The sequence below is a fragment of the Agrobacterium sp. MCAB5 genome (genome assembly GCF_052114365.1).
Classification (GTDB): Bacteria; Pseudomonadota; Alphaproteobacteria; order Rhizobiales; family Rhizobiaceae; genus Agrobacterium; species Agrobacterium tumefaciens.
Genome location: NZ_JBFREP010000003.1, coordinates 524,162 through 538,569, shown reverse-complemented (window position 1 = coordinate 538,569; position 14,408 = coordinate 524,162). Strand labels below are relative to the sequence as shown.

Annotated in this window: 13 protein-coding genes and 1 other RNA gene; 5 read left to right on the top strand and 9 right to left on the bottom strand. The window is 59.1% G+C overall.

Annotation, left to right across the window (positions count from 1 at the left end):
• Nucleotides 1-7 precede the first annotated feature (7 nt).
• The 7 genes from AB4Z23_RS10265 to AB4Z23_RS10235 form a co-directional block, all read right to left on the bottom strand.
• Nucleotides 8-757: an SDR family oxidoreductase gene (locus tag AB4Z23_RS10265; RefSeq protein WP_441360079.1), complete on the bottom strand. Its 750-nt coding sequence runs from the start codon at nt 755-757 to the stop codon at nt 8-10.
• An 89-nt stretch (nt 758-846) separates the two neighbouring features.
• Entirely contained in the window at nt 847-2,391 is a 1,545-nt protein-coding gene (locus tag AB4Z23_RS10260; protein ID WP_003513113.1) for a Do family serine endopeptidase, read from the bottom strand.
• 262 nt (nt 2,392-2,653) lie between these two features.
• Nucleotides 2,654-3,577, bottom strand: coding sequence for a protease modulator HflC (hflC, locus tag AB4Z23_RS10255; RefSeq protein ID WP_003513118.1), 924 nt, complete (start codon nt 3,575-3,577; stop codon nt 2,654-2,656).
• A 1-nt stretch (nt 3,578) separates the two neighbouring features.
• Nucleotides 3,579-4,700, bottom strand: a complete 1,122-nt coding sequence (gene hflK / locus AB4Z23_RS10250) for an FtsH protease activity modulator HflK (protein WP_003513120.1) — start codon at nt 4,698-4,700, stop codon at nt 3,579-3,581.
• Between the two features lie 143 nt (nt 4,701-4,843).
• Nucleotides 4,844-5,371 (bottom strand): dihydrofolate reductase, encoded by a 528-nt coding sequence (locus AB4Z23_RS10245; protein WP_019565314.1) that lies wholly within the window; start codon nt 5,369-5,371, stop codon nt 4,844-4,846.
• Complete coding sequence (locus AB4Z23_RS10240; protein WP_013636479.1) at nt 5,368-6,162, bottom strand: thymidylate synthase; 795 nt, start codon at nt 6,160-6,162, stop codon at nt 5,368-5,370. The genes AB4Z23_RS10245 and AB4Z23_RS10240 overlap by 4 nt, the downstream gene beginning before the upstream one ends.
• A 93-nt stretch (nt 6,163-6,255) precedes the next feature.
• Nucleotides 6,256-6,564 carry a DUF2853 family protein gene (locus tag AB4Z23_RS10235; protein ID WP_003513125.1) on the bottom strand — a complete coding sequence of 103 codons (309 nt, stop codon included), beginning with the start codon at nt 6,562-6,564 and terminating at the stop codon, nt 6,256-6,258.
• Nucleotides 6,565-6,705: 141 nt separating this feature from the next.
• On the opposite strand from AB4Z23_RS10235, the gene ssrA reads away from it, so the two are divergent.
• The 5 genes from ssrA to AB4Z23_RS10210 all read left to right on the top strand — a co-directional run bounded on the left by ssrA (nt 6,706) and on the right by AB4Z23_RS10210 (nt 8,960).
• Nucleotides 6,706-7,078, top strand: a transfer-messenger RNA (tmRNA) gene (ssrA, locus tag AB4Z23_RS10230).
• Nucleotides 7,079-7,307: 229 nt separating this feature from the next.
• The gene (locus AB4Z23_RS10225) at nt 7,308-7,820 is read left to right on the top strand and encodes an SspB family protein (RefSeq protein WP_003513127.1); all 513 of its coding nucleotides are present in this window, start codon (nt 7,308-7,310) and stop codon (nt 7,818-7,820) included.
• A 44-nt stretch (nt 7,821-7,864) separates the two neighbouring features.
• Nucleotides 7,865-8,068 carry a DUF4169 family protein gene (locus AB4Z23_RS10220; RefSeq protein ID WP_112682101.1) on the top strand — a complete coding sequence of 68 codons (204 nt, stop codon included), beginning with the start codon at nt 7,865-7,867 and terminating at the stop codon, nt 8,066-8,068.
• A gap of 116 nt (nt 8,069-8,184) precedes the next feature.
• Nucleotides 8,185-8,394, top strand: a complete 210-nt coding sequence (locus AB4Z23_RS10215; RefSeq protein ID WP_003513131.1) for a ribbon-helix-helix domain-containing protein — start codon at nt 8,185-8,187, stop codon at nt 8,392-8,394.
• A gap of 236 nt (nt 8,395-8,630) precedes the next feature.
• Nucleotides 8,631-8,960: a hypothetical protein gene (locus tag AB4Z23_RS10210; protein WP_141193292.1), complete on the top strand. Its 330-nt coding sequence runs from the start codon at nt 8,631-8,633 to the stop codon at nt 8,958-8,960.
• A gap of 119 nt (nt 8,961-9,079) precedes the next feature.
• Here AB4Z23_RS10210 and AB4Z23_RS10205 read toward each other — a convergent pair whose 3' ends face one another.
• Both AB4Z23_RS10205 and AB4Z23_RS10200 read right to left on the bottom strand, forming a co-directional pair.
• Nucleotides 9,080-12,802 carry an AsmA family protein gene (locus AB4Z23_RS10205; RefSeq protein ID WP_441360078.1) on the bottom strand — a complete coding sequence of 1,241 codons (3,723 nt, stop codon included), beginning with the start codon at nt 12,800-12,802 and terminating at the stop codon, nt 9,080-9,082.
• 91 nt (nt 12,803-12,893) lie between these two features.
• Nucleotides 12,894-14,306 (bottom strand): FAD-binding oxidoreductase, encoded by a 1,413-nt coding sequence (locus AB4Z23_RS10200; RefSeq protein WP_038491558.1) that lies wholly within the window; start codon nt 14,304-14,306, stop codon nt 12,894-12,896.
• Nucleotides 14,307-14,408: the final 102 nt, after the last annotated feature.

The following is a 14,408-nucleotide window of genomic DNA, read 5'->3' as shown; positions in this document are numbered from 1 at the left end:
TCGGCAATTATTTCACCGCCGCATTTCCGCCGTCGGCAAACAGGGCCGATCCGGCAACAAAGCTCGACATCGGGCTGGAGAGGAAAAGGGCGGCCTGCGCCAGTTCTTCCGGTTCCGCAATGCGCTTCATCGCATGCAGCCCTGCAGCCCACTCCTTCTGGGCCGCATCTCCCGCCATCGGCGTATCGACTCCGCCGGGAAGCAGCGCATTGGCGCGAATTCCCTTGAAGGCGTAGTCGGCAGTAATGCCCTTCACCAGCCCCATCAGCGCCGCCTTGGCGGTGCCATAGGCTGCCATGCCGGGTATGCCGGCGCTGGTGCCGACGAAGCTGGAGATGAAGACGACCGAACCGCCTCCCCGCTTCAACATCGCAGGGATCTGGCTGCGCACGCCGAGAAATGCGGAAGTGAGGTTGGCGGTGATCACGTGATCCCATTCCTCTACCGAAATCTCCGCAAGCGGTTTTGTTGCTCCAACGGCACCGGCATTGTTGACGGCGATATCGAGACCGCCAAAGACGGTCATGGCCGCATCCGTCAGACGGGCATGGGTTTCCACAACTGTGACGTCACCCACGACAGGGTGAACGCGACCGCCGGCCTGGCGAATGGCGGAAGCCACATCCTCGAGTGCCTCGGCACCACGCGCGTTGATAATGACGGCCGCGCCCTGTTCGGCAAACAGGCTTGCCGTCGCCCGGCCGATGCCGGATGACGCGCCAGTGATGATCGCAACCTTGTTTTCTAATAATTTCATATCCTTGGCCTCCTTTGCCGGAGACCGAGGAATAGAGAGCAAGCCGAACCACAGCCACCCGATTCCTGCCGAACCGGGCGAAAGAAGCTTTACTCCAGCGGCAGCGCCACGACGCGCAGATTGCCCTGTGCATCGGCAACCATCATATGCGCATTCTTGCGACCCTCGGATTTCAGGCCGTTGACACGCACAAGCACGTCGCCCGGAACCTCCATGAAGTCCTGTCCGACCTCGACGATGACATCACCCGCCTTCATGCCCTTCTGTTCGGCCGGCGAACCCTGATCGACGCTGGCGACAAGCACGCCTTCGACGCTTTCGGCAATGCCCTTCTCCGTCCGCAACTCGTTGCTCAGCACTACGAGGTTCATGCCGAGCACGCGCTGCGGCGCTTCGCGCACCTCCGGCGTCTGGTCCTGCGCCTGATCGTCGGAACCGCCCTTGTCATCAGGCACGACCATGCCGCCGTCACCGTCCTCGGCCTGCGGATCGTCGGTTGCGGCCTTTTCATCGGGCGCATCCTGCAACTGGCCAAGCTTTACCTTGACGGTCTCTTCCTTGCCGTCACGGAAGACCACGACATCGACTTCCTTGCCGACCGGGCTTTCCGCCACGATCCTCAAGAGGTCACGCATCTCGTGAATATCCTTGCCGTCGAATTTCAGTACGATATCGCCGGCCTGGATCGGGCCGTTTTCCACCGGGCCACCTTTGGCCACGCCGGAAATCAAGGCACCCTTTGCCGCTTCCATGCCAAGGCTTGCGGCCACGTCGTCGGTAACCGGCTGGACGCGCACGCCGAGCCAGCCACGGCGGGTTTCGCCGAATTGGATGAGCTGCTCGACGATATTCTGGGCGAGTTCCGTCGGAACCGCGAAACCGATGCCGATCGAACCGCCGCTCGGCGAAATGATCGCCGTATTGATGCCGATCACCTCACCCTTCATGTTGAAGAGCGGACCGCCGGAATTGCCCTTGTTGATTGCCGCATCCGTCTGGATGAAGTTGTCATAGGGACCGGCATTGATGTTACGCCCGCGCGCGGAAACGACGCCGACGGTCAGCGATCCACCAAGGCCGAAGGGATTGCCAACGGCCATGACCCAGTCACCGATGCGCATGCTGCGCGAATCGCCGAACTTGACTGCCTTCAGCGGAGCCTTCGGCTCTACCTTCAAAACGGAAAGATCGGTCTTGGTATCAGTGCCGACCAGCGTTGCCTTCAGCTTCGAACCATTCGGGAAAATCACCTCGATGGCGTCTGCGCCCTCAATGACGTGATTGTTGGTGACGATGTAGCCAGCCGGATCGATAACGAAGCCGGATCCCAGCGAACTGACCTTGTCGCCGCCTTCCGGTTTCTGGTTGTCGAAATAATCCTTGAAGAACTCCTGGAAAGGCGAACCTTCCGGCAGTTTCGGCGGCACAGGCCCCTTGCCCTCGGTCTTGACGTTCTGCGACGTCGAAATATTCACCACCGCATCAAGAAGCGGTGCGGCAAGATCGGCGACCGATGCCGGCCCATGGCTCTGCGCCCATGCCGCAACCGGTGCCGAAAGGCTACCCGCCACAAGTGCGAAGCCCGCGACTGCGGCAATGCTGCTGCGAAAAGGCGAAAGAAGGGTCACGGCCATAAGCGTCCTCGCGTTTCAAATCGTCATTCCCTGCATATATCGTCAAAGCATAAGGCGGAATGATGAAGTGTAAAAATACCTTTTCGTGAACAGCACCGGCTGCCTTGCTCACTGCCTACAGCATCGGCGCGAAAACGGATATCCCTTTCCGGGCGCGAGACAACAGGATTTTGTCCCCTTTTCGTTTTGCTGCCACCCAGCCATTCGTTCAAAAAGAAAGGGCCGGTTAAAACCGGCCCCTCCAAAATCATTCGATCCGTTATCAATTTGCCGGCGGTGCGGCAGGTGCGGCCGGAGCCGTGGATGGAGCACCATTGATGTCGTTGAAATAACGGAAGAAGGTCGAGTCGGGAGACAGGACCAGCGTAGTACCGGTTCCAGACAGCGCGCTGGAATAGGCCGCCATGGAACGATAGAACTCGAAGAAGCTCGGGTCGCGCTGGAAAGCTTCACCGAAGACCCGGTTACGCTCCGCATCGCCTTCACCGCGCAGGACTTCGGACTGACGCTGGGCGTCGGATTCGAATTCCACGACCTGACGGTCGGCAATAGCGCGACGACGCTGTGCCGCCTCGTTACCGCGGGCGCGGATCAGTTCGGCTTCGGCCAGACGTTCCGACTTCATGCGCTCGAAGGTCTGCTGCGAGACTTCCTGCGTGAGATCGGTGCGACGGATACGGACATCAACGATGCTGACGCCAAGCGATTCCGCATCGGGACGCAGATCGTCACGTACTTCCTGCATCATCGATGCACGCGCATCCGAAAGCGCCGATTCGAAGCCGCGAAGACCGTAGACCCGGCGCAACGATGCGTCGAGACGAGTGCGTAGACGCGATTCCGCCGACATCTGGTCACCGGAGACCGTCTGCCGGAAGCGGCGGGCATCCGTGATGCGATAGACCACAAAGGCATCAACCTCGTAGAACTTGCCGCCGGAAACCTGAACACGGATGTTGTCGTGATCGAAGCGCAGCGCCCGGTTCTCGATATATTGCACCCGATCGGCATCCATGAAGGCGAAGGGCAGCTTGAAGTAGAGGCCCGGCGCCGTTTTCACGTCCTGGATCTGACCGAAGCGCACAACGATGGCCTGCTGGCGCTCGGTGACGACGAAGATCGACGAATAGGCCAGGAAAAGCACGGCGGCGAGACCGACGAGAACGGCCGTAAGACGGTTGCTCATATCAGTTGCCTCCCTGCTGTGCCGCGCCCGGATTGCCGCGCATAATCTCGTTCAGAGGCAGATAAGGCACCACACCCTGTTTTTCGTCGATGATGACCTTGTTGGAACCCTTGAGGACCTGTTCCATCGTTTCCAGGAACATGCGCTGGCGGGTCACGTCAGGTGCCGTGCGATATTGATCGTAGATGGAGATGAAGCGCTGTGCCTCACCCTCTGCCTCGTTGACGACACGAGATTTGTAGGCGTTCGCCTCTTCGATGATCTGTGCTGCCTGACCACGTGCGGCACCCAGCTTCTGGTTGGCGTACTGGTTGGCTTCCTGCACGAAGCGGTCCTCGTCCTGCTCGGCACGCTGCACTTCGTCGAAGGCGTCGGCCACTTCGCGTGGCGGCGCAGCGTCTTCGATGGCGACAGCATTGATGGAGATGCCGGCCCCGTATCCGTCCATGGTGGACTGGATGATGGTGCGCACATCCGCCGCGATCGCCTGACGGTTGTCACGGAAAATGTCCTGTGCGGGACGACGGCCGACGATTTCGCGCATCGCGCTTTCGGAAACCTGCTGCAAGGTCTCAGCCGGGCTATCGACGTTGAACAGGTAGGATTTCGGATCGGAAACCGTATAGAGCACCGAGAACTGCACGTTGACGATGTTCTGGTCACCGGTCAGCATCACGCCGTTCGCGGAGGAAGACGAAGCGCGCGAACCGATATTCTGCTGCTGTTCGGTCACCTTGACGATTTCAACCGTCTCGATCGGCCACAGATGGAAATGCAGGCCGGGCATCGAAATCTCATCCTTCGGACGCCCGAAACGCAGCTCCACGCCGCGCTCGTCCGGCTGGACGGTGTAGATGGACTGAATGCCGAGGAAAACCAGAACGACGAGAGCGACGATCGCAATCGCGCCGCCATTAAACCCGCCCGGCAGGACATTCTTGAAGCGGTCCTGGCTGCGCCGGATGATCTCTTCCAGATCGGGCGGGCCGCCATTGCCGCCGCCACCGCCGCGAGGCCGGTTAGGTCCCTGCCCCCATGGGCCGCCACCGCCGCCCTGGTTGTTTCCGCCACCACCGCCGCCGCCCCAAGGGCCGCCGCCGCCATTCTGATTGCTCCAGGGCATCAATACCTCTTTATAAAAGCCTCTCCCGATCCCGTTCGAAAGCGATTGCTCGCGTGCGGCGGGAATATGGACCCGTTATAAGAAGGAGAAGCGTGCGTTTCAACGCAGAGGTGGTAACTAAATACCCAATCAGGGTAAATAGTTCACTTTGACGCGGCTCTGCGCAAATAAGTGGTGAACAGAACCGGATAATTGTCCTTTTCCCCGGCGGGAACGGCATTTTCCTCGATTTTTTCAAAGACGGCGGGATCGATTTCCGGAAAAAAAGTGTCGCCATCAAGCTTAACGGCCACATGGGTGACGGAAAGTTGATCGGCAAACGGCATGGCCTGACGGTAGATTTCCCCGCCACCGGCCACGAAAACCTCGTCCACACCCAGTTCCGCAGCCTTGCTTTTGCCAAGCGCGAGGGCGTCTTCAAGCGACGACACGACATCCACGCCATCAGGCCTGTAATCGGCATTGCGGCTGACGATGATGTGCGGCCGGCCCGGCAAGGGACGCTCGCCCACCGAGAGAAATGTCTTCCTGCCCATGATGAGCGGTTTGCCCATCGTCATCGCCTTGAAGCGCTTGAGGTCAGTGGAAAGCTTCCAAGGCATATCGAGATCGCGGCCGATAACGCCGTTTTCCGACACCGCGACGATGATGGTGATGCGCGGCTCGCTCATACCGCGATCGGTGCCTTGATGGTTGAATCCGCCTCGTAGTTCTCCAGCGTAAAGTCTTCGAACTTAAAGGAGAAGAGGTCTCGCACATCCGGGTTGAGGCGCATCGTCGGCAGGGCCTTGGGGGTCCGCGTCATCTGCAATTTCGCCTGCTCGAAATGGTTGGCGTAGATATGCGCGTCACCAAGCGTATGGACGAAATCGCCGGGTTTCAGCCCCGTGACCTGCGCCACCATCAGCGTCAGAAGTGCGTAGGAAGCAATATTGAAAGGCACGCCGAGGAAAATATCGGCCGAGCGCTGGTAAAGCTGGCAGGACAGCTTTCCATCCGAAACATAGAACTGGAACAGGCAATGGCAGGGCGGCAGCGCCATCTCGTCCACCAGCGCCGGGTTCCAGGCCGAAACGATGTGGCGGCGGGAATTGGGATTGGTTTTGAGGGCCTCGATCAAAAGCGCGATCTGGTCGATGTGGCGGCCGTCGGGCGCCGGCCAGGAACGCCACTGTGCTCCGTAAACCGGACCCAGATCACCATTTTCATCGGCCCATTCGTCCCATATGGAAACGCCGTTTTCCTTGAGATAGGCGATATTGGTATCGCCCTTCAGGAACCACAGGAGTTCATGGATGATCGAGCGCAGATGCAGCTTCTTGGTGGTGAGAACCGGAAAACCCTCCGCAAGATCGAAACGCATCTGGTAACCGAAGACCGAACGCGTACCCGTGCCGGTGCGATCTCCGCGGTCGGAGCCGGTGTCCATCACATGCCGGAGAAGATCGAGATATTGTTTCATGTGTTCTGCCGCCGATTCCCTGATATCAAGGGAATATAATAACACAGGGCGACAGAACCAATCACCAGCGGGTCGCTTATCCCCGCGAAAAAATCAGAGCGACTGGAGTTTGCCCAGTTCCTTGGCCACCAGATAATAAAAGGTCACACGCGACTTGGAGCGGTCTGCGGCCATGGCCTTGGCGGTTGCATCGATCGCCTTGTCGGCGCTGTCATCGGTCACGCCAAGCTTCTTGCCGCACCAGTTCGCCTTCACACGTGCAAGCTCTTCCGGATCGGAAGCGGACACCAGCGATGAATCCCGGTTGCGCAGGGCAATGCCGAGATGTTTGACGATCTTGCCGACAATCGCTTCGTCGGCTGCTGCGTCGTATTTCTTCACATCTGCGAGATAGTCAGTCATGTCCACTCCTTCGTGTGTCCCCGGCCCGGTGTTGCTTGTGGTGACCGGTTGTAGGGAGAATGTGTCAGCAATCCCTCGTCGTCAAGAATTGTCTAAATTGTGGGCGGCAAACACGAAATCTTTTCATGGAATTGTCATCGGCCCCTTTTCTCGGCCAAGGGAAACGCCTATATGAACCTTGCCGGGGCAACCCGGCTATGGCGATAAACGGTCGGTGTAATAAACCTATTGGACCCGGGGGCGGTACCCGGCGCCTCCACCAAAAACCGGCGGCTTTTCAAGATGAAGGCCGGCTTTTGATGGGGGCGAAATAGGATCGACAAGGGCGTAAAGATCGAACTTTTGCTCGGCATGATACCGCCGTTATCGGGTCACAAGTGTAGTTGCAAATGACAACAACGCTAAGGAATACGCTCTCGCTGCCTAATGGCGGTGCGGGAATTCCGCTCTAAAGTCCTCACGGTTAGCCCCGTGAGGCGGGGTTCGGAGGTACCTGGCAACAGAAACCTCCACCTTCTCCATTTTGCCTGAATTGGTTATATGATAGCTGACTTGCACACAGCATCGGCTTTTCCGTTGCTGCCGTTCAGGACATTGCGTATACTTGGGTAATGCGTAGCCGCCAGGATCGAAATTGATCCCGGCTTGCGGATTACGCAAAGATTCAAAGTGTTACAGCGTCCTTGGCGCACTTGGTGCGCAGCGCTTTAAAAGACGTTCGAATAAGGGAAAGACAGGACCGCATGGGGCAGGATCATATCCGTTACGACATTCTCGCACAGGATGCCCTTCGCGGCGTTATTCGCAAAGTTTTGGGTGAAGTGGCCGCAACCGGCCGCCTGCCCGGCGACCACCATTTCTTCATAACATTTCTGACCGGCGCGCCCGGTGTGCGGATTTCGCAGCACCTCAAGTCCAAATATGCCGAGCAGATGACCATCGTCATCCAGCATCAGTTCTGGGACCTGAAGGTGACGGAGATCGGCTTTGAAATCGGCCTGTCCTTCTCGGATACGCCGGAAAAGCTGGTTGTTCCCTATAACGCCATCAGAGGTTTCTACGATCCTTCCGTCAATTTCGAGCTTGAGTTCGATGTGCCCCTGGCAGACGAGGAAGAGCTGGAAGAGGCCGAAATCACCGCCTATCCCGTTTCCCATGAGGCAAAGCCGGCTACAACGTCGGAGACGCCCAAGTCCGGCGAGGAAAAGAAGGAAGGCTCTGTCGTTTCTCTGGACGCCTTCCGCAAGAAGCAATAACGGCTTTTTGCCCGACCGCGCGAAGCTCAAGGAGACATATCCGCATGGCCGCCGATATCGTCAATCTGCGTCAGTTCCGGAAGCAGAAAGCCCGTAGCGAAAAAGAAAAACAGGCGGATCAGAACCGCCTGTTTTTCGGTCGCACCAAGTCGGAAAAAAACCTCACATCGGCCCTTAACGAAAAAGCCGAAAAGGCACTCGATCAGGGGCGGCTTGAAAAGGACGATGACAGGACCGACAGGGATTGAAGAGCCGGCCTGCCCGGGCAAGCTTTCGGAAGACCGGAAAAAACACCGCTAAACAGAGGCTTGCAGGCACGACATGATTCAGATTCCCAACCGGACCAGCCGGAGAGATTGATCTGATGATCCGCAAGCACTCCACGACATTGCACGGCCACCGCACCAGCATTTCACTCGAGGATGCCTTCTGGGACGAGCTGAAAATCATCGCCGAAAAGCGCAAGATCAGTTTCGCCGCCCTGCTTGCGGAAATAGACGACAACCGGCCAGCCGACAGCAATCTGTCCTCATCCCTTCGGGTCCATGTGCTGAATTGGCTGAAGAGCAGGTGAGCTTTCTGCAAGGTGGCATCGAAGGATGGTACCACAGCGGCGCGCATTTTCGCCGGCTCATATCCAGCCATTCTCCGACTACAAACATTCTTGCCGAAAACTCATAATGTCGTGAAAGCATTCATTAAACATTAGCGCGCTAATTTGTACTGCAAGGCGCTTCAGTACTGCGTAGCCTTGCTTCCAGATTTGTATTTCAAGCTTTTCCTTTCCATCCGCACGCCACGAGGCGACCCATGGTTTCCGCCGCTTCGGGAACGAGCATCGCTGTTTCCGTCCTCTCCTCTTCATCCACCTCGTCCTCAAGCGTTGCCGAACTGAAATCGCAGATTGCCGAAAAGCAGTCAGAACTCGCCCAGACCTCGGAAGCGAAAGCACAGGAAGAACTGAAGAGTACTATTGCATCGCTGCAAGCGCAGCTCGAGGCACTCGAAAACAGCTCCGACAAATCGGCTTCCTCAAGCAACAGCGCGGACAAGTCCAGCCTGTCGGGGGAAAGCAGCAGGATCGGTACCAAGAATTTTGATGCCGACACGCCCTTCGGCGAGCGTGAAGCCTGGATTTAACAGGCTAACGGATAATTTTGGCAAAGTGGTCGAAGCGGCAGCTGTCCGGACCGCGTCAAAATTCGCCCTGAGACACGGGCTCTAACCTCTCCCCAAAACGCGCCGTCGTCGCAGCAAACTTACGGATTGGCCGGAGCGTTTTCGGGCGCCAGTTGCCTGATCGCATCTTCCGTTGGAGGCACCGTCAGGGCCGGCGTTGATTGCCGCTCGGGAACAGGTTGCTGCTGCTGCTGCTGCTGCTGCTGCTGCTGTTGCTGCAACCGCTCCTGCTGTTCCTTTTCCTGCCGCAGACGCTCCTCTGCCGCCGCCTTAAGGCGCGCCTCCTCTTCGGCCTTGGCCTTGGCTTCCGCCTCCACCCGTTCCTTTTCAGCCTGACGTTCAGCCGCCTGAGAACGATAAAGCGCCGTTTCACGACGCAGGCGCTGCTTTTCGAGAACGCTGGCCTGCATGGCCTCGACGCGACGGCGTTCCTTTTCGAAAGCCCGAAGTGACAGATAATTGCCGAGCGCCGAAACATCGGTCGTCAAAGCAGGTGCGGCGAGCGGACCGTTATAGTTGAGACGCAGCGACGGTTCGGCGCCAGCAACCACTTCGGTGCCGGGATTGAAGATAAGATCGAGATCGCCATTCACGGTCGATGCTGCAATATCGACCGTCGCATCTCCGGTAAGCGTCACCGGATCGATCCCGGCGCGCAAATTCTGGAAGTGCAGCGCGCCGCCATTCAGGGTGAATGGCAGGGCTACGTTGCCGAGCGGTATTTCGCCCTGCCACAGGCTCTGATCCACCAGCGGCCGAACCTTTGGCGCGTCGATCGGCTGCTGCAAGCCTTCCGCCGCCTGCAGGATCGGCGGAAAGGCGCCGGGATTAAGCCCTTTGAGCACAAGCCCGCTGGCGCGCACTTCCCCGGAGCCACCTGCCGATTTCAAAATTTCACCAACGCTTTTGCCCGTCGATTCGGCGGTCAGATCGATCGCCACCCGGCCCGTCGCGACCGGGCCGTTGGCATTCGCCCACAATATCGACTCGGGATTGGCGTCGTTCACCGCGATCTTGGTGCGGAAAATGCCCGCTCCCTCGCCTGTGGACATGGCAAGCCGCCCGGTCAGCTTTCCGCCCATGAAGGTGCCGGCGACATCATCAAGCGCGAGATTGCCATCATCATGCGTGACCTTGGTCGAAAGACCCGTGACCGTACCGAAGGGACCGGCCTCGAAACTTTCCGCTTTCAGCGACAGCGCGGCCTTGAGTTGCGGGAAAGCCGGCATGGCCAGCGGCTTGGCGTTGAGCGCGCCCGTTTCCGGGTCGATCACCGGTCCGTAGATCGCATCTCCGAGCCAGGCAAGATCGACGGTCCGAAGGGCAAGATCACCGGTGACGGAATGGGGGGCCGCGCGCTGGAACGCCAGACTGCCCGAGAAGGGGTTGCCGCCCGCCTGCCCGCCGAGGGCGGAAAACGCAATCTTCTGCGCATCCACCGCCATTTTTCCGTTCGCCTTCAGCGCCATGCCACCACCAAGCTGCGGCAGGCCAACGGCGTTCATGATGAGATAGGGCTCGATATCAGCGCTTTCGAGCGCCAGATCCGCACTACCCTCGCCGAAATTGGCGGCGGCAACGGCAAAGGATCCGATCATCGAGAAATGCGTGCGCTCCGTCGAGAAACGGATATCGGTCTGGACGGGAGAACCGAGCGTGCCGTTGAGCTTGACGGAAAGCAGCCCTTCGCCGTCGGCATCGAACGGCAGGGGATCAAGCCCTGCCTGCCCGAACAGGATCGCCGTCGACTGGTTTTTCAAAACCCCTTCCAGCGACATCGCCGTATCATCGGTGATGGACAGGAAATCCGGCATCTTAGCCACGGCAGACAGACGGCTGCCGTTGACTGTGCCGGAAACGGCGACATTGGCGCCGCCATTTTCGCTGTTGACCGAAACATCCATGGCAAGGTCGGAATTGGCGTACCACGGCGAACTCGCCGCCAGACGGCTGAGGAACGGATGACCAGGCAATTTCTGCTGCAGCATAGCGAAGAACGGCTGCATGTCCGTCGCATGCAGGTTCACCGTGCCCTTGCCCGCATATTTCAGCAACGACCCCTGCAACTGCCCTTTCGCCTTGACTTCGGCACCGGCGATATCGCCAGCCGTCATCTTTTCAAGCGAGAGAACGCCGCCCGCCATGGTGAAGGCGGTTTCCACATGATTTGCAGTCACACCGGCCATGTTGAACCGGTCGGCCTTGAACTTGGCGTCGATGCGATGGTCGAGAACAGAACTTCCGACCTGATCGCCGAGCGCCAGGCTGCCAAGCGCCTTCAGGGCGTCGAGATCGATCTCGTTACCGGCAAGATCGATCGAAAGATTGGAGGCCTTGCCGTCAGAGCGCCGTTCCAGCTTCCCCTTCAGAGAGGCATCGCCAATGGCAAGCTCGAGATTGTCGAAACGCTGGTTCAGCGTCGTCAACGAGACGTCGGCGGAAAAACCGGCGGCATTGAGCTGGCGGATCGCCGGATCGACAGAACCGGAAAGCCAGTTTGCCAGCCCGGATGGCTGGTTGGAGGCAACGAGCAGATTGCCGTTGAAAGCGGGACCATCCAGCAGCGTCAGGGAACCTTTGGCTTCCAGCTGCGTCCTGCCGGGCAGCGTTGCCACGGCGTTAACCACCTGCCAGCCGCTGCCATCAGGGCGCACGTCCAGCCGGATGTCACGAATGGTCGTGTCGTCGGAAACCAGCGCCGGTAGGCTGATGCTGGCCTTGCCCGGGACCGGCGGAACCGGAATGCGGGCGACCATGGCGGCAAATGCCTCGATGCGCTGGCGCACGGAGGCGGTGGGCTGGCGCGAGGTCTTGCCGGTCTGCACGACTGGCGGTGCGAAACGATTGACGTCGATCTGCTGGCCATCCGCCGTGAGCAGAAATTCCGGCTTGGCCCCGGTATCCAGCGTTGCCTCGCCGGTCACAACGTAAGGATTTTCGTTGCCGCCGAGCTCCATGCGGTAGCTCGGTATGCGCACGCTTTCATTCGTCAGTTCGAAGCTGCCGCGGGTGCGCGGCGACGAGAACAGCGATTGCCCGGCCTGCTGCTTCTGTTTTTGGTCTTCACGGAAACTGAAGGCGAAGGAACCGCTATAGGCGGGTTTTCCCGCAGTCGCGGCAATCGCACCGTCCAGATCGACCTCGACCGGATGTTCATCCGGCACCACGCGAATCCGCAGGCCCATGCGCCCATTGGCGTAATCCGGCTCGCTGCTCGACAGCGAGAACGAGCCTGGATGCCCGTCAACGGCGGCGCGCCCTTCCGCCTTCCATGGTCCGGCCAGCGAATTGGCGGACATGTCGGCGTTAAGACCCGTCACAACACGGTTGCGGCCGGATTGCTCATCGATGAATTCGATCTGCCCGCCTTCGATCTGCACACTTTCCAGAACCACGGTGCGGGCTGGAATTTCCGCCCGGCTGCCGCGCATCCAGTCCAGAGTGCCGTCCTTCAAAAGCCGGATCTTGGCCTTGGGTTCCTCGATGCGCATGTCGAAGATACGCGCTTCACCGGAAAGGAAAGGCGCCAGCTCGGCATCCATGGAAAAACGCGCCACCTGAATGAGCGGCGATCCGTCCGCATCCGTTCCGGCGCGCACGTCATGCAGCGTCACCGAAGGAAAAGGCAGAAGCCGGGCTTCGACGCGACCGTGCACCACCACCTTCTTGCCCAGAATGCGGCTTGCCTGATCTTCGAAATCGCGGCGGAAATCCGTCCAGTCAACGAAATAGGGAATGAGCAGCGCTGAAAACAGCACCACGGCCAGCAGTCCGCCCAGAAAAACCAGAATACGCCCGAGCACTGAACTGCTTCTCCCTTCGCGAACGCTGCAAACCTATTCTTATTTGCCTTAACGGCAAGCAGCCTTTTGTACCAATCAATTGTGAGAATGATCAGACAAGACGGAACAGTTTGCCTGGATTGAAGATGTTATCCGGGTCGAGCGACGTTTTGATGGCGCGCATCACATCCAGCGCATTTCCCGCTTCTTCGGCCAGAAAACTCATCTTGCCTTGGCCGATGCCGTGTTCTCCGGTGCAGGTGCCGTCCATGGCGATGGCCCGGCGATTGAGACGCGCAACGAAAGCTTCGGTTTTGGCGACACTTTCGGCGTCCTTGCCATCGAACAGGATGAGTACATGGAAATTGCCGTCGCCGGCATGACCGACGATCGGCGCCAGAAAGCCGTTTTCCTTGATATCCCGTTGCGTTTCCACCACGCAGTCCGCCAGCCGCGAAATCGGCACGCAGACATCGGTGGACAAACCGTCGAGATGCGGCGCGAGCGCCCGCGAGGCCCAATAAGCGTCATGCCGGGCCTTCCACAGCTTGTTGCGCTCGGCCGCATCGCTGGTCCAGCGGAAATCGACGCTGCCGCATTCCGCCGCGATCTCTGCAAATTGCTGCGATTGAAGGGCCGCCGTCTCTTCGGTGCCGTGGAACTCCACGAACAGCGTCGGTTTTTCCGCGTAGTTCAGGCCGGAATAGGCATTGCAGGCCCGCACCTGCACTTCATCAAGCAGTTCGATGCGCGCAACCGGAACACCCATCTGGATCGTCATGATAACAGCGTCACAGGCCGCCTGAATACTGTCGAAGGTGCAGACGCCACCGGCGATCTTTTCCGGGATGCCCTGCAACCGCAGCGTAACCGAGGTCAGAACCCCAAGCGTGCCCTCGGCGCCGACGAAAAGCCGCGTCAGATCGTAACCGGCCGACGACTTGCGGGCACGGCGAGCAGTGCGGATTTCCTCACCATTGGCAACAACGGCGGTAACGGCCAGCACATTGTCCTTCATCGTGCCGTAACGCACGGCATTGGTGCCGGAGGCTCGCGTCGAGGCCATGCCGCCGATAGAGGCATTGGCACCCGGATCGATCGGAAAGAACAGGCCGGTATCACGCAGATAGACGTTAAGGTCCTCGCGCGTCACACCCGGCTCCACCGTCACGTCAAGATCTTCGGCGTTTACCTCAATGATGCGATTCATCCGGCTGAAATCGATGCATATTCCGCCATCAGGCGCATTGACCTGCCCTTCCAGCGACGACCCCGTACCGAAAGGAATGACCGGCACCTTATAGAGCGCGCAGGCTTTCACCACGGCCTTCACGTCATCGGCGCTCTCGGCAAAAACGACACCGTCGGGCGCCTGCAAGGTCAGATAGGTGGTGGTATGGCCGTGCTGCTCGCGAAACGCCTGCCCAGTCTGGAGCTTGTCACCCAGCTGCTGCTTCAGCGCCGCAAGCACCGACGCGATGCCTTCCTCGTTGCGTTTTCCCGCGACCACATCTTTCAGCGCCATCGTCCATCTCCACCGCAAGATACCGCCGTAACGGACTCGATCCGTTACGAAATTCCGGTGCGTGGTATGGGATAAGGTTGAGGCTTTGTCCAGCCGGTCAGC

What these genes read in the sequence shown, in the direction of transcription:
- AB4Z23_RS10260 (WP_003513113.1), bottom strand. Translation starts at nt 2,391, where the DNA reads ATGGCCGTGACCCTTCTTTCGCCTTTTCGCAGCAGCATTGCCGCAGTC.
- AB4Z23_RS10245 (WP_019565314.1), bottom strand. Translation starts at nt 5,371, where the DNA reads ATGAGCGAGCCGCGCATCACCATCATCGTCGCGGTGTCGGAAAACGGC.
- AB4Z23_RS10225 (WP_003513127.1), top strand. Translation starts at nt 7,308, where the DNA reads ATGGGGCAGGATCATATCCGTTACGACATTCTCGCACAGGATGCCCTT.
- AB4Z23_RS10235 (WP_003513125.1), bottom strand. Translation starts at nt 6,564, where the DNA reads ATGACTGACTATCTCGCAGATGTGAAGAAATACGACGCAGCAGCCGAC.
- AB4Z23_RS10200 (WP_038491558.1), bottom strand. Translation starts at nt 14,306, where the DNA reads ATGGCGCTGAAAGATGTGGTCGCGGGAAAACGCAACGAGGAAGGCATC.
- AB4Z23_RS10265 (WP_441360079.1), bottom strand. Translation starts at nt 757, where the DNA reads ATGAAATTATTAGAAAACAAGGTTGCGATCATCACTGGCGCGTCATCC.
- AB4Z23_RS10220 (WP_112682101.1), top strand. Translation starts at nt 7,865, where the DNA reads ATGGCCGCCGATATCGTCAATCTGCGTCAGTTCCGGAAGCAGAAAGCC.
- hflC (WP_003513118.1), bottom strand. Translation starts at nt 3,577, where the DNA reads ATGAGCAACCGTCTTACGGCCGTTCTCGTCGGTCTCGCCGCCGTGCTT.
- AB4Z23_RS10240 (WP_013636479.1), bottom strand. Translation starts at nt 6,162, where the DNA reads ATGAAACAATATCTCGATCTTCTCCGGCATGTGATGGACACCGGCTCC.
- hflK (WP_003513120.1), bottom strand. Translation starts at nt 4,700, where the DNA reads ATGCCCTGGAGCAATCAGAATGGCGGCGGCGGCCCTTGGGGCGGCGGC.
- AB4Z23_RS10210 (WP_141193292.1), top strand. Translation starts at nt 8,631, where the DNA reads ATGGTTTCCGCCGCTTCGGGAACGAGCATCGCTGTTTCCGTCCTCTCC.
- AB4Z23_RS10215 (WP_003513131.1), top strand. Translation starts at nt 8,185, where the DNA reads ATGATCCGCAAGCACTCCACGACATTGCACGGCCACCGCACCAGCATT.